At 58.3% G+C, this 25328-nt stretch carries 26 protein-coding genes and 1 tRNA gene; 11 read left to right on the top strand and 16 right to left on the bottom strand.

Annotated elements, in window-relative coordinates; all coding sequences use genetic code 11:
• Window positions 1-38: 38 nt before the first annotated feature.
• A complete protein-coding gene (locus CRO62_RS26195; protein WP_097102845.1) occupies window positions 39-1019 on the bottom strand; it encodes a hypothetical protein in 981 nt (326 codons plus the stop codon).
• Window positions 1020-1129: 110 nt separating this feature from the next.
• Here CRO62_RS26195 and CRO62_RS26190 point away from each other — a divergent pair, with 110 nt between their 5' ends.
• From CRO62_RS26190 to CRO62_RS26180, 3 genes are all read left to right on the top strand, one after another.
• On the top strand, window positions 1130-1711 hold the full coding sequence (locus CRO62_RS26190) for a nitroreductase (RefSeq protein ID WP_065659312.1): 582 nt from the start codon (window positions 1130-1132) through the stop codon (window positions 1709-1711).
• Complete coding sequence (locus CRO62_RS26185; RefSeq protein ID WP_097103349.1) at window positions 1711-2322, top strand: flavin reductase family protein; 612 nt, start codon at window positions 1711-1713, stop codon at window positions 2320-2322. The genes CRO62_RS26190 and CRO62_RS26185 overlap by 1 nt, the downstream gene beginning before the upstream one ends.
• Before the next feature lie 109 nt (window positions 2323-2431).
• Entirely contained in the window at window positions 2432-3586 is a 1155-nt protein-coding gene (locus tag CRO62_RS26180; RefSeq protein ID WP_097102843.1) for a DUF2336 domain-containing protein, read from the top strand.
• Between the two features lie 3 nt (window positions 3587-3589).
• Here the strand turns inward: CRO62_RS26180 and CRO62_RS26175 are convergent, their stop codons facing one another.
• The gene (locus CRO62_RS26175; RefSeq protein ID WP_003515657.1) at window positions 3590-4024 is read right to left on the bottom strand and encodes a hypothetical protein; all 435 of its coding nucleotides are present in this window, start codon (window positions 4022-4024) and stop codon (window positions 3590-3592) included.
• Window positions 4025-4131: 107 nt separating this feature from the next.
• Here CRO62_RS26175 and CRO62_RS26170 point away from each other — a divergent pair, with 107 nt between their 5' ends.
• Window positions 4132-4587: a GNAT family N-acetyltransferase gene (locus CRO62_RS26170; protein ID WP_097102841.1), complete on the top strand. Its 456-nt coding sequence runs from the start codon at window positions 4132-4134 to the stop codon at window positions 4585-4587.
• A 203-nt stretch (window positions 4588-4790) separates the two neighbouring features.
• On the opposite strand, the gene CRO62_RS26165 is transcribed toward CRO62_RS26170, so the two are convergent.
• Window positions 4791-6029: an AI-2E family transporter gene (locus tag CRO62_RS26165; RefSeq protein WP_097102839.1), complete on the bottom strand. Its 1239-nt coding sequence runs from the start codon at window positions 6027-6029 to the stop codon at window positions 4791-4793.
• Window positions 6030-6258: 229 nt separating this feature from the next.
• Between CRO62_RS26165 and CRO62_RS26160 the strand changes: the two genes are divergently transcribed.
• Entirely contained in the window at window positions 6259-7992 is a 1734-nt protein-coding gene (locus CRO62_RS26160) for an ABC transporter ATP-binding protein (protein ID WP_097103347.1), read from the top strand.
• Between the two features lie 22 nt (window positions 7993-8014).
• Here the strand turns inward: CRO62_RS26160 and CRO62_RS26155 are convergent, their stop codons facing one another.
• The gene (locus tag CRO62_RS26155) at window positions 8015-8239 is read right to left on the bottom strand and encodes a hypothetical protein (protein ID WP_097103345.1); all 225 of its coding nucleotides are present in this window, start codon (window positions 8237-8239) and stop codon (window positions 8015-8017) included.
• Between the two features lie 228 nt (window positions 8240-8467).
• A complete protein-coding gene (locus tag CRO62_RS27315) occupies window positions 8468-8620 on the bottom strand; it encodes a hypothetical protein (protein WP_174001878.1) in 153 nt (50 codons plus the stop codon).
• A 15-nt stretch (window positions 8621-8635) separates the two neighbouring features.
• Between CRO62_RS27315 and CRO62_RS26150 the strand changes: the two genes are divergently transcribed.
• Complete coding sequence (locus CRO62_RS26150; protein WP_097102837.1) at window positions 8636-9961, top strand: Nramp family divalent metal transporter; 1326 nt, start codon at window positions 8636-8638, stop codon at window positions 9959-9961.
• Window positions 9962-9967: 6 nt separating this feature from the next.
• Here CRO62_RS26150 and CRO62_RS26145 read toward each other — a convergent pair whose 3' ends face one another.
• The 6 genes from CRO62_RS26145 to CRO62_RS26115 form a co-directional block, all read right to left on the bottom strand.
• Complete coding sequence (locus tag CRO62_RS26145; protein ID WP_179784633.1) at window positions 9968-10300, bottom strand: helix-turn-helix domain-containing protein; 333 nt, start codon at window positions 10298-10300, stop codon at window positions 9968-9970.
• Between the two features lie 46 nt (window positions 10301-10346).
• Window positions 10347-10976, bottom strand: a complete 630-nt coding sequence (locus tag CRO62_RS26140; RefSeq protein ID WP_210201862.1) for a DUF4145 domain-containing protein — start codon at window positions 10974-10976, stop codon at window positions 10347-10349.
• A gap of 106 nt (window positions 10977-11082) precedes the next feature.
• Window positions 11083-14901 (bottom strand): vitamin B12-dependent ribonucleotide reductase, encoded by a 3819-nt coding sequence (locus CRO62_RS26135; protein ID WP_097102833.1) that lies wholly within the window; start codon window positions 14899-14901, stop codon window positions 11083-11085.
• A 677-nt stretch (window positions 14902-15578) separates the two neighbouring features.
• Window positions 15579-16076: a xanthine phosphoribosyltransferase gene (gene gpt / locus CRO62_RS26125; protein ID WP_003515641.1), complete on the bottom strand. Its 498-nt coding sequence runs from the start codon at window positions 16074-16076 to the stop codon at window positions 15579-15581.
• Between the two features lie 113 nt (window positions 16077-16189).
• Window positions 16190-17035: a universal stress protein gene (locus CRO62_RS26120; protein WP_097102829.1), complete on the bottom strand. Its 846-nt coding sequence runs from the start codon at window positions 17033-17035 to the stop codon at window positions 16190-16192.
• Window positions 17036-17123: 88 nt separating this feature from the next.
• On the bottom strand, window positions 17124-17915 hold the full coding sequence (locus CRO62_RS26115) for a competence/damage-inducible protein A (RefSeq protein WP_097102826.1): 792 nt from the start codon (window positions 17913-17915) through the stop codon (window positions 17124-17126).
• Window positions 17916-18192: 277 nt separating this feature from the next.
• Between CRO62_RS26115 and wrbA the strand changes: the two genes are divergently transcribed.
• Window positions 18193-18792, top strand: coding sequence for an NAD(P)H:quinone oxidoreductase type IV (wrbA, locus tag CRO62_RS26110; RefSeq protein WP_019566148.1), 600 nt, complete (start codon window positions 18193-18195; stop codon window positions 18790-18792).
• A gap of 511 nt (window positions 18793-19303) precedes the next feature.
• Here wrbA and CRO62_RS26095 read toward each other — a convergent pair.
• Together CRO62_RS26095 and CRO62_RS26090 are read right to left on the bottom strand one after the other, a co-directional pair.
• Window positions 19304-19549 carry a DUF982 domain-containing protein gene (locus CRO62_RS26095; RefSeq protein WP_003515635.1) on the bottom strand — a complete coding sequence of 82 codons (246 nt, stop codon included), beginning with the start codon at window positions 19547-19549 and terminating at the stop codon, window positions 19304-19306.
• 83 nt (window positions 19550-19632) lie between these two features.
• Window positions 19633-19914, bottom strand: a complete 282-nt coding sequence (locus CRO62_RS26090; RefSeq protein WP_003515633.1) for a hypothetical protein — start codon at window positions 19912-19914, stop codon at window positions 19633-19635.
• 699 nt (window positions 19915-20613) lie between these two features.
• Here CRO62_RS26090 and CRO62_RS26085 point away from each other — a divergent pair.
• From CRO62_RS26085 to CRO62_RS26070, 4 genes are all read left to right on the top strand, one after another.
• The gene (locus CRO62_RS26085; RefSeq protein ID WP_097102824.1) at window positions 20614-20766 is read left to right on the top strand and encodes a DUF3309 family protein; all 153 of its coding nucleotides are present in this window, start codon (window positions 20614-20616) and stop codon (window positions 20764-20766) included.
• A gap of 240 nt (window positions 20767-21006) precedes the next feature.
• Window positions 21007-21080, top strand: a tRNA-Cys gene (locus CRO62_RS26080).
• Window positions 21081-21261: 181 nt separating this feature from the next.
• The gene (gene gvpU / locus CRO62_RS26075) at window positions 21262-21759 is read left to right on the top strand and encodes a gas vesicle accessory protein GvpU (protein ID WP_097102822.1); all 498 of its coding nucleotides are present in this window, start codon (window positions 21262-21264) and stop codon (window positions 21757-21759) included.
• A gap of 134 nt (window positions 21760-21893) precedes the next feature.
• The gene (locus tag CRO62_RS26070) at window positions 21894-22235 is read left to right on the top strand and encodes a hypothetical protein (RefSeq protein WP_097102820.1); all 342 of its coding nucleotides are present in this window, start codon (window positions 21894-21896) and stop codon (window positions 22233-22235) included.
• 190 nt (window positions 22236-22425) lie between these two features.
• Here the strand turns inward: CRO62_RS26070 and CRO62_RS26065 are convergent, their stop codons facing one another.
• The 3 genes from CRO62_RS26065 to CRO62_RS26055 all read right to left on the bottom strand — a co-directional run bounded on the left by CRO62_RS26065 (window position 22426) and on the right by CRO62_RS26055 (window position 25239).
• Window positions 22426-22818, bottom strand: a complete 393-nt coding sequence (locus tag CRO62_RS26065; protein WP_097102818.1) for a hypothetical protein — start codon at window positions 22816-22818, stop codon at window positions 22426-22428.
• A 140-nt stretch (window positions 22819-22958) separates the two neighbouring features.
• Window positions 22959-24827 carry a prohead protease/major capsid protein fusion protein gene (locus tag CRO62_RS26060; protein WP_097102816.1) on the bottom strand — a complete coding sequence of 623 codons (1869 nt, stop codon included), beginning with the start codon at window positions 24825-24827 and terminating at the stop codon, window positions 22959-22961.
• Window positions 24820-25239: a hypothetical protein gene (locus tag CRO62_RS26055; RefSeq protein ID WP_097102814.1), complete on the bottom strand. Its 420-nt coding sequence runs from the start codon at window positions 25237-25239 to the stop codon at window positions 24820-24822. Before CRO62_RS26055 ends, CRO62_RS26060 begins: the two co-directional genes overlap by 8 nt.
• Between the last annotated feature and the right edge of the window lie 89 nt (window positions 25240-25328).

The following is a 25328-nucleotide window of genomic DNA, read 5'->3' as shown; positions in this document are numbered from 1 at the left end:
CGGGGGCCGTTTTCGTTACTGGCTGAGGGTAGTGAGGCCTATTCGAAATCGCCTGTCATGTCTTCCGGCGCCTGATCCTTCATCAGCACTTCCACATCGGCGTCCCGGCCTGACGTGACCTTGAAGTTGCGCTGGTAGACCTTGTCCTTGTTGCGGGCCATGGCGGTATATTCGCCTTCCGCCAGAACCATGGTCGAAAACGCGCTGACGCTTTCGTTCACAACGTCGCCGCCGCCGTTCAGCACCGACCAGGCCGTATCGGCAATGGCTTCGCCGCCCTGTTCGGAGACGAGCTTGAGCGTGATCTGTGCCGCCTGATGCTGCAGGGTTGCTTCGGTCAGCTTGCCTGCCTCCACCTGAATATCGGCGCGCACCACCGCATTGACGTTGCCGTATTCGGAAACGACATGATAGGTGCCGGCATTGAGGCGCACGACGGTATTGGGCTTGATGTCGGCCATGACAAGGCCGCGCTCGCCATCCGGACGCGCGTCGGAGGAATAGACGGAAAATTTGAGCTGGTTAGCGGAGATCTGTTTGTCGGAACCCGCGATCGCATTCAGAACGAAACCGCCAGCATCGAGAATCAGCACCTGTTTCTGGACATTACCGGAACTTGGAACATTGAGTTTCTTGGTAACACCCGCGCGCCCGAAGGCAACGTTGACGAAATATTCGCCGGGTACCAGATGGAACTGCGCCGAACCACCCTCGGAGCTTGCCAGCATCGGCAATTTGCCGTCAGCGCCCGGAATGGGGCTGAAGACGCGCCAGGAAAGGCCTTCCTTCACCGCTTCGCCTTCACTCGTCAGCTTCGCTTCCATGGCGATATCGCGGGCGGTGCTTGCGGGGGCATTCGGGGCGGTAGGAGCGGTGAAAGCATTAAGTTTCGGCATTTTAGGCGTGCCGCCAAGCTGCTTGAAGTCCTTGAAAGCGTCTTGCGAAAAGGCTGCCTGTGATAAAACGCCGACCGCGGCGAACGCAATGGCCAGACGTGCCGCGATTTTGATTGCCGACATTTTCGATACCGATTGACTTCTTGATTTTCCCGCATCACTTCAAAACCAATGCCGTGGCTATTTCAAGGCCCATAATTTCGCGATGACAGCACAATGGAAGAATTTTGATCATGACAAGTGACATCAAGCTCCTCGACTATCTCAAGGTTCGCCGCTCCACCCCCGCCCTGCAACTTGCCGAGCCGGGTCCATCGAAAGCGGAAATCGAGGAAATCCTGCGCCTTGCCGTGCGCGTGCCTGACCATGGCAAACTGGCGCCGTGGCGCTTCATCGTTTATCGCGGCGAAGACCGCGTGCGTCTTGGCGAGGAGGCTCTCCGGATCGCGCTTGAGAAGAACCCGGAACTGGACCTGCAGCAGCAGGACGCGGAGCGCACCCGCTTCACGCGCGCTCCCGTCGTCATCGCCGTCATCAGCACCGCCAAGCCGCATTTCAAGATTCCGGAATGGGAACAGGTCATGTCCGCCGGTGCGGTGTGTCTCAATCTTATCTTCGCCGCCAACGCCAATGGTTATGCGGCGAACTGGCTGACGGAATGGCTTGCCTTCGACCCGGCCTTCCTGTCGGAACTGGGGATTGCCGCAGACGAAAAGGTCGCCGGATATATTCATATAGGCTCGACGACATTCCCGCTTGTGGAGCGGCCACGGCCGGAGCTTGCGGATGTGGTAACCTGGGTTGGGGACGTATGATGTTCTACACTACCGACACCAACCAGCACGGCCTGCCGCATGATCCGTTCAAGGCTATCGTCGCGCCCCGGCCGATCGGCTGGATTGGCTCGAAGGGCAGGGACGGCTCTTTCAACCTGTCGCCCTATTCGTTTTTCAACGCGATTTCGGACCGGCCGAAGCTGGTGATGTTTTCCTCCAGCGGGCGCAAGGACAGCCTTCGCAATGTCGAGGAGACCGGTGTCTTCACCGCCAACCTCGTCAGCCGCCACCTGGTCGACCGGATGAACGCGTCTTCCGCGCCGGTGAACTATGATGTCGATGAGTTCCGGCTTGCCGGTCTGACTGCCGTTGACGGGCGGGTGGTGGATGCGCCTTTCGTGGGGGAGGCGCTGGCCGTTCTGGAATGCCGCGTGACCGAGATCATCCAGCTGAAGGACATCGACGGCACGCCGGCGGACTCGTGGATGGTGATCGGGCAGGTCATGGCAATTCACATCGACGATGAGATCATTCGCGATGGTCGCATCGATATGGGACTGGCACGTCCCGTGGCCCGAATGGGTTACATGGATTACTGCGACGGCGGCAGCGACGTGTTTCAGTTAAAGCGTCCGTCTACTGCGCCATAGAACTTCTTTGCCGGCAACTGTTAAATTTTATGGTGAACCAAACGTAAACTATTTGCGCCTAGAGTTTTATACATGGCGGCGGCAATGATGCCGTCGTCCATTGTTGCGAATGTGTTTCGAGGCTCAGGTGATCGTACAGGCATTTCTTCGCTGGTCTGAAAAGGCTGGATCGACCGAGCGGGCGAAGGCCGCCAATGCGCTTGGCCGTGCCTATCTGCATTCAGACATGGTGCGGGAGAACCGTGACGCCGCCTATATGGCGATGACCTATCTTCTTGACGACCCTTCTCCGCGCGTGCGGCTGGCACTTGCCGAGGCGCTGGCGGATGATCCCGATGCCCCGCGCGCCATTCTCGTTTCGCTTGCCGAAGACCAGCCGGAGATTGCCTGCACCGTGATCGCCCGCTCGCCGGTTCTCAGCGAGGCCGATCTGGTCGATCTTGCCGGGCGCGGCGAAAGCCTGACGCGCGCCTTCATCGCGGCAAGGCGGGGCCTGCCGCGCGGTGTCTGCGCAGCACTTGCCGAAGTCGGTGATCTGCCGGAAACAATCATTCTTCTTGAGAACGATGACGCCTTCATCACACCGTTTTCGCTGCGTCGCATTGCCGAGCGACATGGCTGCAACGCCGACATACGCGACCTGCTACTGTGCCGAGAGGTGCTGCCCGCCGATACCCGCCATCTTCTGATGGCGCGCGTCAGCGAGGCCCTGGCAGGTTCGGCGCTGGTTCATGCCCTGATCGCGCGCAACCGCGCCGACAGTATTTTCCGCGAAGCGGAAGATTCCGCCACCATCCTAATCGCCGCCAATGTTTCGTCGCCGGAGTTGCCGGCGCTGGTGGAGCATCTGCGGCAAAGGCTGGAACTGACACCGGCGCTTCTCATCCATGCCGTCTGTTCGGGCAGGCTGGAGTTTTTCACGGCGGCGATGGTCAATCTCTCAGGTCTCGATGACCGCAAGGTGCGCGCCATTCTGGCGACCGGACGACCGCACGCGCTGAAGGCGCTGTTCCAGTCCGTCGGTCTTTTGGGCGATGTCGTGGATGTCTTCATGGAGGCGACGCTGATGTGGCGCCGCGCCGCCCGATCGCATCTGTCGCAGGCCGCAGCCTCTGTGTCGGCCGAACTGCTTGCGCATTTCCGCAACGTCGACGGTTCCGAAACGCTGTTCGAACTCTTGCACGCCGTGCGTAAACTGACCATTGCCGAGGAACGGCAGAAAGCGCGGCACTATGCGGAAGCGCTGACGGTCGAGGCGGCCTGAGGCTTACTTCTCGAACCGCTTGGCAATCCACGAATAGCTGTTTTCCACCATTCTGACCGGCGTTCCGAGCAGGTGCTTCACGCCTTCGGTGGAAGGCAGGATGCGGCTGACGCGGCTGATCGCCTGTTTTGTCAGGCTCTCTTCTTCCTTTTGCGTGACCTGTGCCGGTGGCTCCTCTGTTCCGGCCGGGGCCGTGGCAGCGGGAGGCTGCGTTGCGGGCGCGTTGCCCGCAGTCTGGGGCGTCTGCTCGCCGGGTGTCTGGCACACGGCCACCACGACCGGGTAGGACGCATTTGCGAAACGTTCCAGCTCTTTCTCCGACACGGCGTCGCATAGTTCGATGCTCGTCCAGCGCTGCTGCGAGGTGGCGAGGTAATGGCAATCGGTGGCGGTGTCGTCACAGCCTAGGAAGGTCATGAGAACGAGGGCTGTTTTCATGGTGTGTGTTGCCTCTGTCGGGAATTATGCTCTAGAAACTCATCTATCCCGATTGCAGTGACATTACGACGAAATACGCATTTTTTTGAGAGAAAGCAGGCATCGCATTGGCCCCCGAAATCAAGCTTGAAACACCCCGGCAGGAAGCGGTTCTGCGCCTTATCGATCTGTCTAACGTCTATATGGCGTCGCTTTATCCCGCCGAAAGCAATCATCTGGTCGATATCGGCCAGCTGGAAAAGGACAATGTCTCCTTTTTCGTGGCGCGACATGATGGCCGCGTCGTTGGCTGCGGCGCGCTGGTGGAGGCGGGTGACGGCACGGCGGAGGTCAAGCGCATGTTCGTCGATCCGGAGGCGAGGGGATTGCGGATCGGCAAGCTGATCATGGATACGCTCATTGCGCGCGGCGCCGAGCTTGGGCTCACCGCCATCCGGCTTGAAACCGGCATCAGCCAGCCGGAAGCGATCGGTCTTTACCGCAAGGCGGGGTTTGTCGAGATTGAGGCGTTTGCGCCCTATAAGCCGGACCCGCTCAGCCTGTTCATGGAGAAGGCGCTTTAGGGCAAAGGCCTGAGTTTGCCGGCACGCCTTGCCGCATACTCTACGTCATCCTCGGCCTTGTGCTGAGTATCTAACCACGTATCGTGAAATCAATCGGTCGCAGATGCTCGGGACATGCCCGAGCATGACGAAGGTGGGTTTAAGGACTTTTCGCCAAGCTGAGCCGCGCTAAAGCAAGCGCCCTTCACCGCAAGCTTTTGCGATCAAAACGCCGCTTTTCGGAACGCCGTCGTTTCGTTGCTGTCCTCTTCACGCACAACGATGTCGTCGAGTGGGTCATTTTCAGCTGTAGAGGCCGGCGGAACGTCGACGGTGGCGCCAGCGGAGATTTCCACTTCACGCACCCATTCCCGCCAGATTGCCACCAGCAGCGCCATAAGCACCGGGCCGATGAAGAGGCCAAGGAAACCCATGGTCTTGACGCCGCCGACAAGGCCGAAAAAGGTCGGCAGGAAAGGCAGCTTGATCGGGCCGCCGACGAGTTTCGGACGGATGGTCTTGTCGACGATGAAAAGCTCGACAGAGCCCCAGATGAATAGCCCCAGGCCATAAGCGGGAGAGCCGCTGGCGACCAGATAGATCGATACGAGGGTGAAAGAGAGCGGCGCGCCGCCCGGGATGAGCGCCATGACACCGGTGAGCACGCCGAGTGTAACGGGCGAGGGGACGCCGGCAATCCAGTAGGCGATGCCGAGGATTATGCCTTCGCCGATGGCGATCAATGTCATGCCGGTGACGGTGGAGCTGATGGTGGCGGGCACGACGCGGGAAATGCGCTCCCACCGCGTCGGAAGGATGCGTTCTCCCACAAGATCGACCTGATGGGAGAAGCCTGCACCGTTTCGATAGACAAAGAACAGCGCGATCAACATGAACAGCAGGGTCAGTACGAGGTGGAACGCGCCGTTGCCCGCGGCGAGGATCGCCCGGTAGATATTGCCGATATTGGCACCGCTGACGAGCTGGATCACTTCGCCGATCGCACCCGGTGTGCCGATATATTTCACCCATTGCTCGCCGAGCCAGGAGCCTACGCCGGGCAGCGCCGCGATCCAGTCTGGCACGGGGGCGCCCACCTTGTTGACATGCACCGCCCAGCCGAACCATTCGCGGATTTCGCTGGCCGTATAGGAAGCGGCGATGAAGATCGGCACCACGAGGAAGGTGAGGATGAGGATGATGGCGATGGAGGCGCCGAGCGTGGTGTTGCCGCCCACCTGCCGCAGAAGCCGCGTATAGACCGGCCAGCTGGCGAAGCCGATGACAAGGGCGGCCAGAACCGGAACGAGAAAGCCGTGGAAGAAGTAGATGCCAGCAAGGGCGACGAGAACCAGCAGCCAGCGCGCAGCCGATATTGGCGGGATCAGGGCGATCCGCGTCGGGCTGGCCGGACCAAGCCATCTCGGTTCGCCACTGGGCTTACGGCTGTCAATATTACTCACGGCAGGCTCTTTCTCGCATTCTCCCCGAAGGGTGCATTCACTCTGTCACACCAATACATATAAGTGCAATATAACCGGATCACATTACCGTTGTGTGTTTATCGCTCAGCCTATTGAACGATTTTGGTAAAAATAGAACATCGGTCTTGGCGTGCGCATTGAAATATGACAATTGAACTCCGTTTTTATTGCGGCCTCCGCTTGCCGCGCCCGCTCTTCAGGTCATGCCATGCTGCGCCGTTTCTTCGCCTATTACCGTCCCTATCGCGGTCTGTTCATTCTCGATTTTTCCTGTGCGGTGCTGTCGGGCGTGCTAGAGCTCGGTTTTCCGATGGCGGTGAAAGCCTTCGTTGACGTGCTGCTGCCGGGTGGCGAATGGGGCATCATCCTCGCCGCATCGGTCGGGCTGCTCGTCATCTATGTCCTGAATACGGGACTGATGGCGACCGTCACCTACTGGGGACATATGCTTGGCATCAATATCGAGACCGACATGCGGCGGCTGGCTTTCGACCACCTGCAGAAGCTCTCCTTCCGCTATTTCGACAACCAGAAGACCGGTCATCTGGTTGGCCGGCTGACGAAGGACCTGGAAGAGATCGGTGAGGTGGCCCATCACGGCCCCGAGGATCTGTTCATCGCCATCATGACCTTCATCGGCGCATTCCTGCTGATGCTGTCGGTCAATGTGCCGCTGGCGCTTGTCACCGCCGCCGTCGTGCCTGTCACCGCCTGGGTGACCAGCCGTTACGGTGGCCGCATGACGCAGAATTTTCGCGCGCTCTATGGTCGGGTAGGCGATTTCAACGCCCGTATCGAGGAAAACGTCGGTGGCATGCGGGTGGTGCAGGCCTTTGCCAATGAGGACCACGAACGCGCGCTGTTTGAGAAGGACAACCAGAAATACCGCCGCACGAAGCTCGATGCCTACAAGATCATGGCGGCCAGCACTTCGCTCAGCTACATGAGCATGCGGCTGACGCAGATGATCGTGATGATCTGCGGCGCCTGGTTCGTTCTGCATGGCGGCCTGACGGAAGGCGGTTTCGTTGGCTTCCTGCTGCTGGTCGGCGTGTTTTTCCGCCCGGTGGAGAAGATCAACTCGGTGATCGAGACCTATCCGAAGGGCATTGCCGGTTTTCGCCGCTTTACCGAGCTTCTGGACACGGCGCCGGATATCATCGATGCACCGGATGCGATCGAGGCACCGGCGCTTTCCGGCGCCATTGAATATCGCCATGTCGGTTTCAGTTATGCCGAGGGCAAGCAGGTTCTCGACAATATCGACCTGAAGATCAATGCGGGCGAGACTGTGGCCTTCGTGGGGCCGTCGGGGGCGGGCAAAACGACGCTTTGCTCGCTGCTGCCGCGCTTTTATGATGTCACCAGCGGTTCGATCACCATTGACGGCATCGATATCCGCAAGATGAAGCTTGCCTCGCTGCGCAACCAGATCGGCATCGTGCAGCAGGATGTGTTCCTGTTCGGCGGCACGATCCGCGAGAATATCGAATATGGCCGGCTCGGCGCTTCCGATGTCGAGATCATGGATGCGGCGCGGCGTGCCCGGCTCGATGGCGTCATCGAAGCGATGCCGATGGGGCTCGACACCGTCATCGGCGAGCGTGGCGTGAAACTTTCCGGTGGTCAGAAACAGCGTCTTGCCATTGCCCGCATGTTCCTCAAAAATCCGCCTATCCTCATTCTCGACGAGGCAACCTCGGCGCTCGACACGGAGACCGAGCGGGCCATTCAGCAATCGCTGACGGAGCTTGCCAAGGGCCGCACAACGCTCGTCATCGCCCACCGGCTGGCAACGATCCGCGATGCGTCCCGCATCGTCGTGGTGGACCAGACGGGCATTGCCGAGACCGGCGCCCATGCCGAGCTTCTGGCCGCCAAGGGCCATTATAGCCGCCTGCATGAGGCGCAGTTCAGCGGGCATCTTCAGGGTCTGAGTTAAGCGGCGCATCTTGCGCCGCATATCAGCCGTTCTCCGCTGCGTTTTCCTCGATGATGCAGGTATTCGGCTCTGGCTTGCCGGGATGGCTGGTGACGAGATAACCCATGGCGACAGTGGCGGCGACGATGACCAGCAGCACCACGCCGCTGATGGTCATCAGCCAGTCGCGCGGCCTTCGCTGCGCCATGATATATTTCGGCCACCGGTTAGGCTGGTTCGCCACGCTGAATTTATTGCCGTCTCGCATGAACTTCCCCGGACTATCGTTGCTTCGTGAAAGATAAACGCGGGCATGCACGCGGCTGTTCCGCAACGGCGGGGCAGAGGCGATGACAACGCCGTGAGGTTTCGAGGTAGGATTGGCCGTGGGTCCCCGTTGTTCACTGGTTACTACGCCGCGGAGAGGAGTCTTTTCAGACCAAAGACTTGGGCTGGCTGGCTTCCGGCTCAAGGCTGGAATGACGGAGGAGGGGTCTCATTTCACCAAATCATTGCTTGTTGCGCCGGTGGTTGCGTTCAGGCCGAATGTTACTGCGGCGTCTCGCGCCGGCACACAGCTTCGAAACTCCGCTTGCCAGTCCACACCCTTTATGCGAATGATTTGCAATTGCATAAATTCAATTTCCATTTGAAAGTTCGCAAGATGGACAAGCCTGTCTTTGGATGGCGGCGGAATGGCGACGATCTCTCGCTGTCCGACGTTCACAGCTCGATCAAGATAAGCCCGAATGCCGGTACGTTTCGCCGGGCGATGGCGTTCTTCGGACCCGGATATCTCGTCGCGGTCGGTTACATGGACCCCGGCAACTGGGCAACGTCGCTCGCCGGTGGCTCCAAGTTCGGTTACACGCTGCTGACGGTGGCGTTGATATCGAACATCATGGCCGTCGTTCTACAGGCGCTTTGTGCCCGTCTGGCGATCGCTTCAGGGCGCGATCTGGCTCAGGCCTGTCGCGATGCCTATCCGAAACCGGTGGCGATGGTCCTCTGGCTGCTGGCCGAAATCGCAATCATCGCGACTGATATCGCTGAGGTCATCGGTACGGCGATCGGTCTCAACCTGATTTTCGGCATTCCGCTCGAACTCGGCGTCCTCATCACGGCGCTTGACGTGTTCCTGATCCTTTATCTGCAAAGGCTTGGCTTTCGCTGGGTGGAGGCGCTCGTCATCACGCTTCTCGGCGTCATCGCCGTGTGTTTCGCCATTCAGGTGGCGCTCGCCGATCCCGACTGGGGGCAGGTGATCCTTGGGTTTGCGCCGACGACTGAGATCGTCACCAACCCCGACATGCTGTATCTGGCGCTCGGCATTCTGGGCGCCACCGTCATGCCGCATAATCTCTATCTGCATTCGGGTATCGTACAGACCCGCGAAATCGGCCCCACGATTGCCGAAAAACGCGAGGCGCTGAAATTCGCGACGCTCGATTCCACCATCGCGCTGATGTTCGCCCTGCTCATCAACGCCTCGATCCTCATTCTCGCGGCGGCGACCTTCAACAAGGCGGGGCAGACGAACGTTGCCGAACTCGGAGAGGCGCATAGTCTGCTTGCGCCGCTGCTCGGCCTTGCGATTGCGCCGACACTATTCGGGGTGGCGCTTCTGTGCTGCGGCATCAATTCCACCGTCACGGCAACGCTTGCGGGCCAGATCGTGATGGAAGGTTTCCTCAAGATGCGGCTTGCCCCCTGGCTGCGCCGCCTCATCACCCGCGGCATCGCCATCGTTCCCGCCGCCGGCGTCACCATCTTTTATGGTGACAGCGGCACGGGCCAGCTGCTGATCCTGACGCAGGTGGTGTTAAGCCTGCAACTCTCCTTCGCCGTCTTTCCGCTCGTGATGTTCACCGCCGACAAGGCCAAGATGGGCGAACTGTGCGCCCCGCGATGGCTCTCGGCGTTTGCATGGTTTATCGCAGTGGTAATTGCGGCGCTGAATGTGAAGCTACTGTTTGATTTTGTGGGGTGAGGCGCGTCAGGCCGCGCCTTTTTGAAGTGCGGCCGCCGTTCCCTCGTGATCGACGGCGATGACTTTCAGATAGGCGCGGGCCGGTTGATCCGGCTCGCTGCGGCCCTGTTCCCAATCACGCAAGGTGCCAAGCGGAATATGATAACGGGCGGAAAACTCTTCCTGCGTCAGTTTCAGCGCCCGGCGGATTATCTTGATGCGGGGCATTCTCGAGGCGGAGGCGAGCTGTTCGGCGGAAAGCGGTGGATTGTCGGGGGCAGCAAGCGCGTTGGTTTCCGCTTCTTCGTCGGTCATTGCGTGAAGACGCGCCCAGTCGGTTTGATCGGTTTTACCAGCCATTGTCGTCATATTCCTTGCGCTCTGCGCGCGTCGAATGTGTTGACTGCTACTTCGATGGTGGCTTTCCTGCTGCTGCCAATTTTGCGTCCAACGCGGCTTTTTTCTGAGCTGCGATTGCGGGACGTTCGTAAAAGTGTTCGAACAGCTCTTCTAATATTTCAAGGCACCATTCGGCTTCTTCTGCCTCAACATCAATCACTTGCAAGGTTGTTTTTTCATCTATTGGATGAGCTGAGAAGTTTCCAAAATTACGTATAGCATCGACCGTTTCGTGTAATCCAATCGGTAACGCTTTTTTGGGATCCGTCTCATTAATTAATGCGTCGATCTGTTTTGCTAAATCCTTCGCCTTGTAACCTAGGCTGTTTAGAATGTTTTGCAGGCATCTACGGGAAAGAGCTGCTGAAGCTTTGGCGCTAATGGGAAGAACATCGCACGCTTCTAGGTAATCTCGAGTAATGTCATCTGGAACAAATTGCGAAATTGAGCCGCGGTTGGGACTCATCGGTTCAACCATCCGTGCGTTACCGGATGGGCTTTCGATAACAATAGTCAATTTTTTGCAGCTTGGACATACAGCCGTTTCGTAGGACCAGTTTGTAACATAACCGTTGCGGCTAAAGCTGCCAGGAACCCAATTTTCATGGAAATTAATATTGCAATGTGGGCAGCGCATATATGCCTCCAATAAAAAGTCCCGCAGTGAACCTTAATCACTGCGGGACATATTCACTTCACCTTCCAAGACTGGAAAGTGGATTCACCACTTATCCATGTATTTCTTAAGAGCAACCGCTCGTCGCACCGCAAGTATCGCACTTCTCGCAAGTGCCATTGCGCACCATCGTGAAGTTCTGGCATTCCGAGCACATGTTGCCCGTGTAGCCTTGCGCGATCGAGCGCATGCGGCGTTCGTTTTCCTTCTTCTTGGCTTCCGCCTTGGCCGATGCCGCGTCGGCGGCGGCCTTGTCGGAGAAGAGGGCGGTGGCGGTCTGTTTGGCTTCCTGGACCACGTCGTCGATTACCTCTTCGGCAATCTCTTCCGCCAGTTCCTTGGCGCGCTCTTCATAATCGCGTTTGAAGGAGACGATTTCCGAGGTGGAGATCGCGACTGCCGGTTCCAGCTTGCGAGCGGCTGAGCCTGCAAAGGAAGTGACGTTGGCCGAGGCGCGGGCGGGGGCTGCCGTTGCCGAGCCCTTGGGTTCGGAAGCGGCGCGTTCGCCTTCGTTGTTGGAAACCAGCGTCGGCTTGTAACCGCGTGTCCAGCCGGTGGAGAGCAGATTGGTCTTGCCTTCCTGGATGCCCTTGCCGAGTGCGGTATTGGAGAAATCCGACGTATCGACATGGGCGAGATCGTGGCGGCCGAGATAGGAGACGGCGAGTTCGCGGAACACGTAGTCGAGGATCGACGTGGCGTTCTTGATCGCGTCGTTGCCCTGTACCATGCCGGCCGGTTCGAACTTGGTGAAGGTGAAGGCCTCCACATATTCTTCCAGCGGCACGCCATATTGCAGGCCGAGCGAAATCGCGATGGCGAAGTTGTTCATCATCGCACGGAAGGCAGCGCCTTCCTTGTGCATGTCGATGAAGATTTCGCCGATGCGGCCGTCACCGAATTCACCGGTGCGCAGATAGACCTTGTGACCGCCGACCGTTGCCTTCTGGGTGTAACCCTGACGGCGGTTCGGCAGCTTTTCACGCTCACGCGATACCCGCTCGATGACGCGCTCGACGATCTTTTCGGTGATCGTCACGGCCTGCTGGGCGAGCGGCTGCTGGATCAGTTCTTCAACGAAGTCTTCGTCGTCCTCATCTTCCACCAGCGAAGCATTGAGCGGCTGGGAAAGCTTGGAGCCATCGCGGTAAAGGGCGTTGGCCTTCAGCGCCAGCTTCCAGGACAGCATGTAGGCTGCGCCGCAATCTTCCACGGTTGCATCATTCGGCATGTTGATCGTCTTGGAGATCGCACCCGAAATGAACGGCTGTGCTGCCGCCATCATGCGGATGTGCGATTCGACCGAGAGATAACGCTTGCCGATCTTGCCGCAGGGGTTGGCGCAATCGAACACCGGCAGGTGCTCGTTCTTGAGGAACGGTGCGCCTTCCAGCGTCATCGCACCGCAGACATGCACGTTGGCCGCTTCGATGTCCTTTTTGCTGAAGCCGAGGTGCTCCAGAAGGTTGAAGCTCATGTCGGACAACTGCTCGTCGGAAACCTTGAGCGTGCCCTTGAGGAAATCGGCGCCCAGCGTCCACTGGTTGAAGACGAACTTGATGTCGAAGGCGCTTTTCAGCGCGCCGTTGACGGCTTCGATCTTCTCATCGGTAAAGCCCTTGGCGCGCAGCGTCGAGGCGTTGACGGCAGGTGCCTGGTTGAGATTGCCGTGGCCAACGGCATAGGCTTCGATTTCGGCGATCTGGCTTTCCGAATAACCGAGCGAACGCAGGGATTCCGGCACGGCGCGGTTGATGATCTTGAAGTAGCCGCCGCCGGCAAGCTTCTTGAATTTCACCAGCGCGAAGTCCGGTTCGATGCCGGTCGTGTCGCAATCCATCACGAGGCCGATCGTGCCTGTCGGCGCGATGACGGTGGTCTGGGCGTTGCGGTAGCCGTGCTTTTCGCCAAGCTCCAGCGCCTTGTCCCAGGCGGCCGTGGCGTGGGCGACAAGGTCCTGATCCGTGCAATCGGAATGGATGAGGGCAACCGGGTTCACCGACAGGCCTTCATAACCGTAGGAAAGGCCATGGGCGGCGCGGCGGTGGTTGCGGATGACGCGCAGCATGTTGTCGCGGTTCGGCGCAAAGCCCGGGAAGGGGCCAAGCTCGCCGGCCATTTCAGCCGAGGTGGCATAGGAAACGCCGGTCATGATGGCGGTCAGCGCACCGGCGATGGCGCGGCCTTCGTCGCTGTCATAGGGAATGCCCGAGGACATCAGCAGGCCGCCGATATTGGCGTAGCCGAGGCCGAGCGTGCGGTATTCGTAGGAGCGTTCGGCAATCTGGCGCGAGGGGAACTGCGCCATCATGACCGAGACTTCGAGAACGACGGTCCACAGGCGAACCGCATGTTCGTAATCGGCGATGTCGATGCGCTTCGTTGCCTGATCCTTGAACTGAAGCAGGTTCAGCGAGGCAAGGTTGCAGGCCGTGTCGTCGAGGAACATATATTCCGAGCACGGGTTGGAAGCACGGATCGGGCCCTCGGCCGGCGAGGTGTGCCAGTCGTTCATGGTGGTGTTGAAGTGCAGGCCAGGATCGGCCGATGCCCAGGCGGCGTGGGAAATCTTTTCCCAGAGGTCGCGGGCCTTCAGCGTCTTCATGACCTTGCCGTCCTTGCGGGCGGTCAGGTTCCAGTCACCGTCGTTTTCAACAGCGCGCAGGAAGTCATCCTTCAGCGATACGGAGTTGTTGGAATTCTGGCCTGAAACCGTGAGGTAGGCTTCGGAATCCCAATCCGTGTCGTAGGTCTTGAACTGGATGTCCTTGTAACCCTGCTGCGCGAACTGGATGACGCGCTTGACGTAGTTTTCCGGCACCATGTCCTTCTTGGCAGCGCGGATTTCGCGCTTCAGGGCAGGGTTCTTGGCCGGGTCGAAGCAATCGCCGTTATCTGCCTCGCAATTGACGCAGGCCTTCATGATTGCCTTGAGGTGCTTGGCAACGATCTTGGAGCCGGTGACGAGAGCGGCAACCTTCTGCTCCTCGTTCACCTTCCAGTCGATATAGGCTTCGATATCGGGATGGTCGGCATCAACGACGACCATCTTGGCCGCACGGCGGGTGGTGCCGCCGGACTTGATTGCGCCGGCTGCGCGGTCGCCGATCTTGAGGAAGCTCATCAGGCCGGAGGACTTGCCGCCGCCGGAAAGCTTTTCGCCTTCGCCGCGCAGGTAGGAGAAGTTGGAGCCGGTACCGGAACCGTATTTGAACAGGCGCGCCTCACGCACCCACAGGTCCATGATGCCGCCTTCGTTGACCAGATCGTCTTCGACAGACTGGATGAAGCAGGCATGCGGCTGCGGATGTTCGTAAGAGGACTTGGACTTGGTCAGCTTGCCGGTGAAGGGGTCGACGTAGAAGTGGCCCTGACCCGGACCGTCGATGCCATAGGCCCAGTGCAGGCCGGTGTTGAACCATTGCGGGCTGTTGGGGGCCACACGCTGGGTCGCCAGCATATAGGCAAGCTCGTCGCGGAAGGCGAGTGCGTCTTCCTCGGTGGAGAAATATTTGCCCTTCCAGCCCCAGTAGGTCCAGGTGCCGGCCAGGCGGTCGAAAACCTGACGCGCATCGGTTTCGGAGCCATAACGCTCACCCTCGGGGAGGTCTTTCATGGCCTTCTCATCGGCAACCGAACGCCACAGGAAGGAAGGAACATCGTTTTCCTCAACCTTCTTAAGCACCTTCGGCACGCCGGCCTTGCGGAAATATTTCTGCGCCAGAACGTCGGTCGCAACCTGGCTGAACTGCGCGGGAACGTCGATATCCGCCAGACGGAACACGATGGAACCATCCGGGTTCTTGATTTCACTGACGGCCTTGCGGAATTCGATTTCCGCATAAGACGATTGGCCGGGCTTCGTGAAGCGGCGTTCGATGCGCATGGTTTCGTGTCCTCGTCCATTGGGCGCCCGGCAAAGGGCGCAAAAATTCGTTCCAGCCGTGCGAACTATGCGCGCAGCCGGTTGTTGCCGATCTGTAAGGGATGTTCATCCTTGGATGTGATCCCTGTATCTCGTGGCTTATTCGGCTGCAAGAGTCATGTGAGTACTAAATATAGTATCAACAGCTTCCTGCCGCCAGTCCCCGCGTCATGTTTTTGGCGGTATCCGCAAGGCACGCAAAATCCACCGGCGAACCGCCCCCTGATGGTCGGGACGCCCCTTCTGGACTTGCGAACTGAGATTGAAAGGAACCGGCCTCGTTACTTTCCGGTCCGTTGCCGCCGCAACATAACTGTCACTTTCCTCCTGCGGCATAGATTCGTCAAGCCGTAGATTGAAACCGTTTTTTAACCACAAGATATTGTGTGCAGCGCCTGTGGAAAACGGGGATAGCAAAAGCGTTCAAAAAAATCAGTGACTTGGCGCGAGACTTTGAAGCTTGCGCGAGGCTGGTTTCCGCAGCGGAAAGCGAAAACCCCGCATTTCCGGGGTGCGGCATAAAGGCGACACTGCGGTTTTTCCGTGTTTTTTTGCCGTTACCAAAAAAGCATTTCCACACAAAAAAACCGTCCCGAAGGGACGGCTTTTCAGGCTTGGTTTTGGGTTGCGACAAACGATCAGCCGCGCGATCCCTTGGCGATAGGCTCCTGATAGGTGAAGCCCATGTCCCAGGGAAAATAGATCCAGGTGTCCTGGCTGACCTCGGTGACGAAGGTGTCAATGGTCGGCACGCCCTTCGGCTTGGCGTAAACGCAGGCAAAATGCGCCTTCGGCAACATTTCGCGTACTTCCAGTGCGGTCTTGCCGGTGTCGGTCAGATCGTCGACGACGAGCACGCCTTCGCCGCCGTCGGACATCAGTTCCGGCGCCACGCCCTTCAGGAGAACCGTGTCGCCCTGGTTGACGTAATCGTGGCGGGTGGCGATGCAGACCGTATCGATCAGGCGGATGTTCAACTCGCGGGAAATGATCGCCGCCGGAACGAGACCGCCGCGGGTGATACAGACGATCGCCCGGAACTCCCGGCCAAGGCCGGCAAGACGCCACGCAAGCGCGCGGGCGTCGCGGTGAAACTGATCCCAGGTTACGGGAAAGGCTTTATCGGGAAGGGACATGTCGTCTACCATCTGGTCAAAATTGTCGATGGCTTTGGCTAATAGCCGCAAGACCTGCAAAAAGGCAAGCATTGCGCGCAGGCTCTTGCGGCTTCATCCACGGCTACCGGTGTTTAACGCGACAAAAGCGTCATCGCCGTCATGGAATCGAGCAGCGTGCGTGTCACGCCGCCGAACAGCAATTCCCACCAGCGGGAATGGCCGTAGGCGCCCATGACCAGAAGGTCGATGCTGTGGTCTGACAGCCGGTTTTCGATAGCCGCCTGCGGCGAGATGCCGGCGATTTTTTCCTGCGAGGTTACCGTGACGTTGACGCCGTGGCGGGCGAGTGTTGCGGCCAGTTCGGTGCCGGCAAGTCCAGACGATTGCGTTTCGCTCTCGGCCTGATCGACGGAGAAGATCTCGACGCTCTCGGCCGCAATCAGGAAGGGCAGGGCATCGAAGGTGGCGCGTGTCGCCTCGCGGGAGCCGTTCCAGGCGATCAGTACGCGCTTGACCGGTTTGGCAACCGTCAGCACATGCGGAACGAGAAGAACCGGGCGGCCGCTTTCATGCAGAAAGCCGTCTATATCCGAGCGGCTGTCGGAGAGTGCGGAGGAGTTGCTCTGGCGGGCGACGATGAGATCGGCGCAGCGCGCGCTATCGATTGCCGATGACGAGGCGTAGCCCACCGAGGTTATGAAGCTGCGCCACTCATGCGAGATGCCATTGGCAGACAGCGTGTGTTCGAAGAGGTTTCCAACATCCGTGGTTTCCTTGTGCGCCACGTCCTGAAGCACCTGAACGGTGGCGGGGTCGGGAATTTCCATCGGCGCGACGAGCGGAACGGCGGCCAGCGTTTCCATATGCAGGCCAATCACATGCGAGGAAAACTGGTTGGCAAGACTTACCACGAAATCGCCGAGCTTTTGCGTGTTCTCCACATTGTCGATCACTGCCAGTATCGTTTTGTAACCCATTTTTTTAGCTCCTCGGTGACGCGTCATTTTTGGGAGAGTGGCTGCCTTTGCCGGGTGCCACCTTGATTTTGGTCAATCCGTTTCCATCTCAGGCGGTTGCATCGCCCTTGCTGGCCGACAGTGTTTTTTCCTGACCAATGGTTTCGATCATCGCCGCCACTGCATCCGCCGCCGCTTTCAGGACGGTGGCATCACGGGCGCGCACGACGATCTCAGTCGAAAAGCGTTGTCCGTCATATTTCGGGTAGGAGCCGATGCTGGTTTCGGGGTGCGCCTTCTGGATTGCGGTCAGCGGCGTGCCGATGTCACCTTCGCCATAGGGAGAGCGCACCGACTGCGACATGACTTTCGCGCCGGTGCGCAGCGTTGGCATGACATTGTCCAGCATGGCCTGAAACACCTGCGGAACGCCGGCCATGACGTGGACGTTTCCGATGACGAAGCCGGGGGCGACCGAAACGGGATTGGCGATGTGGTTTGCCCCCCTTGGCATGCGGGCCATGCGCTTGCGCGCTTCGGTGAATTCCATCTCGCGCACACGGTACATGTCACCCAATATCCGCAAAGCCTCGGCATCGTGCTCGCAGGGCAGGCCGAAAGCCACGGATACCGCATCAGCGGTGATGTCGTCATGGGTCGGGCCGATGCCGCCGGAGGTGAAGACATAATCATAGCGGGCGCGCAGCGCATTCAGCGCCTCGACGATTGCGTGCTCCTCGTCGGCGACGATGCGCACTTCCTTCAGGTCTATTCCGGACATGGTGAGCACATCCGCGAGGTGCCCGATATTCTTGTCCTTGGTACGTCCCGACAGCAATTCGTCGCCGATGGCGAGCATGGCGGCGGTCACGACGGATGGGGTGGGGGAGGGATTGGACATGGGGGTACTCGTCAGCTGTTTTGTCCGACGTTAGTCCGCCGCCCGGTGAATGCAAAGCGGTTTTGAAAAAATGTCTATCTATGAAAGGTTGACGTTCCGGCGTTTCGTTCACTGATTGCGAACAGTGCGTATGCGGATGCACCGCTGGCGTGGGACCGGCCTCTCGGCTACCTTTGCATCACATGCTTGTAACTGGTCACCACTAATGATCATCGCGTTCTTAAAAAGGCTTCTTGCTGGTACGCCTGAGACGATTAACCCTAAGGATACAAAGAAAATGACAAAAGTTCTGGTGCTTTATTATTCATCTTACGGCCATATCGAGACGATGGCATATGCCGTTGCCGAAGGCGTGAAGTCTGCCGGCGCGGAAGTTGTCGTCAAGCGCGTTCCGGAACTGGTTCCTGAGGAAGTCGCCAAATCCTCGCACTTCAAGCTCGATCAGGCTGCCCCCATCGCGACCGTTGATGAACTGGCCGAATACGATGCCATCATCGTCGGTGCCGGCACGCGTTTCGGCACGGTTGCCTCGCAGATGCGCAATTTCTGGGACCAGACCGGCGGTCTGTGGTTCGGCGGCAAGCTTGTCGGCAAAGTCGGCTCTGCCTTCACCTCGTCGGCCACGCAGCACGGCGGTCAGGAATCAACGATCCTTGGTTTCCTCCCCACCTTCCTGCACCACGGCATGGCCGTTGTCGGTCTGCCCTATGCTTTCCAGGGCCAGATGGGCGTCGATGAAATCAAGGGCGGCTCGCCTTATGGCGCCTCCACCATCACCGATGGCGACGGCTCGCGTCAGCCCTCTGCGATTGAACTGGAAGCTGCACGCTATCAGGGCGCACATGTCGCCAAGCTGGCCGCCAAGCTTTCCGCTTGAGCCTGCATTGCTGGAAAAAGAAATGCGGCCCGAGAGGCCGCATTATCTTATTCCGGCATCTGACGTCGCCGGTACCGCAGGGAATGATTTTTAAGGCGGGTCAGATCGGCAGGTTGACCATGAAAAGGCAGCTTGCAATCACGACGCCGAGCATGGAAATTTCGAGAAAACCATTCAATCCGTCACGCATTTCAATCCTCCTTGTTGATCGAAGAGAGAACGGAAAAGATTTATCGCGGTTCCATAACAGCAGAATGAAATTTAGGAAATTTTAATGACCTGCCGCTCCGCCATAAGACGGAGTGGACATCGATGCTTCAGCCGGTAACGACGAAGGCGACCACGAGGTGGCCGAGAAGGCCGATGGCGAGGCAGGAGAGGAGAAATATGAACAGGGCTTTTTTCATGTTTCCAGAAGCTTCCATCTGTTTTTACCCTTTAAACCGGTTGTCCTGACTTGTTTCGCCTCAGGACGCCATTTTAACTCTCGACCATGGGTCTCTTGATGCCGTCAGGCCTTGATGTCGAGGCCAGCCTCGATTGCGGCGGCGATGAAGGCCTTGCGCGCATCCTCCGGCTTTTTCCTGCCGGCATCGACGGCGGCGCAGACCAGCAACGCCGCGTCCAACGCATCGCCGTCCTCTATCGGCCAATCCTCGATCATGGCCCAGGACGCCGCCTGCGTGGTCTCGATGCTCGTATAGTCGCCCGGCGTTTCGAACGCGATCAGGACGGGTTTTTGCCAGCGCGTGTTCATCGCTCATCCGTATTGGTTATCGTGCCCGGCTCTAAACCAAGCGGGCAGGATGCGCAATTGGTTTCGGTTGGCTCGCGGTGCGGTCAGTCGTCGCGTCCGAACAGCCAATCGCGAATGATGCGGCGGTCTATGAGTTCGAGCGAGCGATCGGGCGCAATGCGATAGGTTTCCACCGCCCTTGTGCTGCCGTCGATGCGGAACTCGTGGCTGAAGGTACTGCCGATCGGCGATTTCGTCAGCTTGGTGCGCGGCTGGCCCTTATAGGTGATGCTGCCGGGGATCGGTTCGACATAAGCGGCGGGGCCTGAGGTCGTGCAGCCCGCAAGCGTAAGCGCGATTGCGGCCAATGATACGAGCGTTTTCATCCTGTCCTCCGAAGTGCGTCTGCGAAAACGATATGGAGGCGCAACGGTTCCCCGCCGGTGATAAAGGGCAGAGCTATTTGCACCTGCTACTTGCGTCTCGGATTTTGAGTGTCGCGCGCGACCCAGCGAAAGAAAGCGTAGACGAGCAGGCCGAAGATGAAAAGCGGGATGAGGTTCGCAAAACCGGACATATGATTCTCATTTCTCCCTCCCGATCCGGGGTCTAACCGGAGAGAAAGAGGCAAGGCAAGCGTGGCGTGCAGCGCCGCAGGTAAAATGTCCGTGTGCCTGTTTGGGGAACGGTTTGCGTGCTGCGGGAAGATCGCCGGAGAAGAAGGAAACAGGTGAGACCTGGCGCACTGCCAGTGATACCAGGTCTCCCAGTCCCCCGCCAGTTTCAGGGAACGGGTGACTTGATTTAGTATGACGAACGGCACGCGATATACATAGACCGAGAAATTACCTCGAATAAATCGCTACCATGGTCGATCACCCGGGGCCGGAGCGTGGTGCGTAGCCAATCTTTGCCGCCATGCGCGCGCACGACCCCGCCGCGTTGTCCGCAAATGACGTTTAACCCGTTGAATCGGCTGGAGATGGATTCCCCGGCCTACGCCACAAGCGGATGGAGGAAACGGAACTTTTTGCGTGTTTGGTCATTAAATACAGCGCAGACAATTTATTCATGGAGGGCTAAACATGATCGGCACCATTCTCGTTATCCTCATCATTCTTTTCCTGATCGGTGCTTTGCCAAGCTGGGGTTACCACAATTACGGTTATGGTCCCTCGGGTGGCCTCGGACTGGTTCTGGTCATCGTCCTAATTCTTGTTCTGCTGGGTCGCATCTGATCGATCCGCATTGAAGATGCAGCGACTGCCCGCACCCGCGCAAAGCGCCGGCTGCGGGCATTGTTTCTTCTGGAATATGAGTGAGATACAAAAAATGACGGAATCCGAAGGGCTTAGGACATGGGCGATTGCCCTTTGTCCATCGGACTGGAAAAAACAGCACATTCGGAACGAACCCTCTTGCGCGCATAATGGATTCGTTCTAAATGCCCGCCATCGCTCAAATTCATGAGCGTGTGAGGCCTCGTGGCGGAGTGGTGACGCAGAGGACTGCAAATCCTTGTACCCCGGTTCAATTCCGGGCGAGGCCTCCATTAGTCTTTTCAAAGACTAAGCCACAAGTTCGCTTCTATAATTTGTGGCTGCGCGAAGCCTCTGGTGACTCGCCGGGGACTCTATTTCGTCGTTTGATATTTTAAGTGGATCAAATTTGCGCAACTCTTGTAACGCGCAATTCACTCTGTCACACGTTCTGATATCGATAAGGAGCGACCCATGACAGATTCAGTCAATGAAAATGAAAACGTCAACAGTGAGACTGGCGATGATTCGTCCGGCGACGAAAGCAGCGATAATAACTTTCTGGACCAAGCTGCGGGGCACGATTGGATGTTGGCGTGGGTAATTGCTCACGCCGAAGCATATGGCCTTGAGGTCGGTGTGACGCTCTCCGTCAGCGGAAGTTTGATCTCTGGTTCGGTGATCAGCGGTCGTAAATACATTGAAGAACTATCTTCAAGCTTTCGCACCGCCAAAGGACCATCCGCTGAACTCGCGGAGACGCTCGCTAAGAACTTTGGACAGTGGTCGGCGGTCTATCCCGAGTCTGGATCAGAAATAGACATTCTTTCTGTTAAGCCAACATATATCCACCTTCGCAACGCGCGGGTATATCAATCCAGCGGAGCGCCAATCCCCAACAACGGAATGCTGTGGCGCGGCAAGGTGAAAGCGGTAGATGGATTTACCGTGGGCGATTTGCAAATAAGTTAAAAACTTAGGGCGGATTTGGTTCTTAATCCGCCCCCCATTTACAGTACATAATGTACTTAAATTTTATTGCAGTTCGTACCCCTCGTACGAGGGTTTTGCGCTACGAATCATCCAGCCAACCAAGGAGAGCTGCGATGATCGCGGATATTACCGGCAATGTAGAATTTGAACAAAAGCTTCAGTCGATGCACGTCGACCAACTTCACACGCTCGCAATAGCATGGACACGTCAAATGGACACCCTTGAAGGGGTGATGAACATGCCACGCGTCACGACCGACGAAAGCGCGGATGAAATCCTCGAGGCGGAATATGATCGCCTAGCAAGGCGCCTACGACTTATTGCATGTGCAATCACGCGCTGGAAACCCGCGACGGATGATGAAGCCTCGGAGCAGTCTTTTGCTGTTGCCTATCTCGCCTATCACGTCCGTATGACGCCGGACGAATATCGGACCGAAGCCAACCTACAGTGAGATTGAAATGACCCAACCTATTACGATCGAACGGGTTGAGCGGGCGCTCGACAAGCTGGCCGAGATTATCGTCCTACTTGGGGAAAACGGCATAAATGTCCTGCCGATTTATGACCGCCTCGAAAAAGAGCTCGCGGCGTTGAGGTCGAGCGGTTCCCAAATGGACGAGGTCCGCGCCCGCGCCGCCCGGTCAAAGCTTCGTCAGCACAAAGACCGATCGCGATAACCCGTCCGGTCGCACGCTGGAAATCCGGAACCTGCGGGCATCGTCCAGCACCAGCAAATCGCCCTGCCTGGCGCTGGCTGCCGCCGGATATCGCCGCACGTCTACGCTGAGTTGGAAATCGGCACCGTGCACCAGCGTGCGGAGATCGTTGCCGACTCCGTCGCGCTTGCCCTGTTCGATCGGCGCGAATGCCGGCACCTCGTCGAATATGCCTCGCACATGGATCTCACGGCGCTCCGGGTCCGGTTGCGGCCGGCCATTGGGCGTGGCCTGTATGCCGTCGATAACGGCCCTCACTGCGAACATGCGATCGCATTGGGCGGATGTCATACGGTCCAATCTGTCGAAAAGTGCCATCGGAAGTACCTCGCTGGCTGAATAAGAAACCCCTCCCGTATTTGCTCGGGAGGGGGACCACCATTGGCCTGGGGTGATTACAGGCGATCACCGGCGCCATGCCCGGGGCGCGTAGCCGCAAGGCCTCCCGGGCAATTCAGTTACAGCGGAGCGACACCCGGGTTCTGGTAGGCGAACCGGTAGTCCGTCACTCCCACCCCGAAGTACTGCTTTATTTTGAACTCGAATCCGTCGACGTCGAAGCCGATGCGCTCTGTAATGCTTGGGGCTTCATGGCCGGCGAGATAAGCGTACTGTAGTCCTCGACCAAGTGTGTCCTCCTCGCCAGCGAACAGGAACCACGCGTTCGTCGGGATCTTGTCGAGGCGCGGCTCATAGATCGGCACCATCGACTTGATTGCCTGCGGGATCGCATCGGTGACGGTGGTAGGCACGTGTGCGGCAGCAATCAGTGACTGCGCATCGATTTCAAGGGCCGACCCGGTGAAGAGGTATTTCGGCGAGATGTCCGTTGGCTCGCCGTCAATGTCTTTCTGTCGCCGGAATGCCAGGCGTGCCTTGATGAGGTTCTCTTTGGTGAGTGCGGTTCCGGTTGCCGCCACGTTGTTATGCGCGGGGTCGAAGATCGGCTTACCATCCTTCAACTTGAGCAGGTTATTGATAATGGCGGCCCACACGAGGTCCCCCTCAAGCTTGGCGGCCTTTCGTCCCCACTCTGCAACTGCCTTCATTACGCCGCCGAGCTGGTCGTTGATGAGCAGCTCCTCGGTGACTCCGAACTTCCTGCCATACTTAGCCATGGTGAAGCCTTCGGCAGCTTCGCTAATGGTGCCGCTGGTGTATTCACCACCCTCAAGAACCAACTTCAGATCCGGCGCGCCACCGATATCGATCACCTTCACCTCGCGGAGATCAGTCACAACGTTTTTGTGCGCGATCAATTGGAACGTGTTGTTAGGTCTGCGATAGGAGGCCATGATCGTTTGGCGTGCGACGTCACCGAGAATCGCCGGGAAATCACTGTTGGTGTGCAATGCTCGCTGAATGATGCTCGATGAACCTCCATAGGCATTCTCCCCACGCTGCCGGAGAAGTTCGCGTGCGAGATCCACGGGGGTCATTTCGCGGAACTGGCGTGCGCCGTCCTCAAGCTTTTCTGTCAGACCATGCCGGTGAAGGATGGCATTCGCTACCATCCGGCGTGTGGTTTCCTGGGCATCCATGCGGGAATCCATGTGAGTTGGCGAATGCGGGAAGGTCGGGGACTGCTCTTCGCGCGCGACCATCTGCTCCAGCACAGCATTGCGGAACTGTTCCACCGTCATTCCTTCGTCGATCGCGCGTTCTAGCAAGGTGTCTTCGACCTCTGCCATTTTCGCCAGTCCGCGCAGTTCCTTTACCCGCGTGCGCTCGTGAATGATGTTCGTCGGCGCTTGCCGCTGCTGCTGTTGGTTCTCGCTGGGCTGCTGGGGCATTTCTGTGGTCCTTTCGGTTTCGTGGGCGCGCGTCGTTGCAGCAGGATCTGCCGGGATGCTGACAATAGACAGCTCGAGCGGTGTCCAGCGGGTTGCGCGGATAGTGGGAAGACCGCCGGACGGCGCGTCTTTTTTCTCAAATGCGTCAATGCGATAGCCAACACTGGCCCCAAGTACGTGGCCATCTTCAAGGTCACGAAATAGCGCCTCGCCTCCAGCGTTGCGTGAGATTTTGGCGGTTACGATCGCGCTGCCGCCTTCGATGCGTAGGCTACCGGCCAGAACGGAACCAAGACGGGCAGCGAGGCCCGAATAAGCATCATGCTGGTCGAGCAGCGGAAGCGCGTCCAGACGGCCAGCATCGATCGCAGTCCGGGTGACAGAGAGAACCTCGATGTAAAGGCCATCCTCCCATGAGCGGCGCTTCACCTCCGACTCCGTCGCCAGAACAATGTCAACCGTGCGAGCATCAGCGTTAAACGAGGAGAGCTTTCGGTCCGCACGCGTCTGCATGGCGTCAATGATCTCAGGCATTGGCTGCCTCCTTCGCTGCCTTCAACGACGCCAGACGTTCGGATGCCTGCGAGGCGATGTGGTGGAGTGCGATAACCCGGGACATGGGACGAACGGACAAAATCGAGTCGAGGTGAGCCGGTGAGACCGCTGGCATCGGAAAGCTTTGATTTCCATTCTTGATCATCACGGCCCAGCAACGGTTTTTGCTGTGCTGAGCGACATAACGAAATTCGCTCCCTAGATCGTTGACCAGTTCCAGTGCGACCGATCGGGAAAGCCCATGCCGCTGCAATTCCACGGTGGCGAACACCTTGACGCAATCCAGCTCGGTGAGCTCCTGGCTGTCTCGGTAGAGGCCACGCAGGAGCCGCGATATGGTCATTTCGGAAGTGGCCAGCTCGCGAGCAAGGTCAGCCTGGCGGATTGTCATTTAAGTCTCCCTTGAGAACGCAACGGGAACATATCAGTAAACAATGATTCATGATAGAAATTTATCGATATCGAAAATACTTAACAGGA

The sequence above is a fragment of the Rhizobium sp. AN6A genome (assembly GCF_900215635.1).
Taxonomy (GTDB): Bacteria; Pseudomonadota; Alphaproteobacteria; order Rhizobiales; family Rhizobiaceae; genus Agrobacterium; species Agrobacterium tumefaciens.
This window is presented reverse-complemented; position numbering and strand designations above follow the sequence as displayed.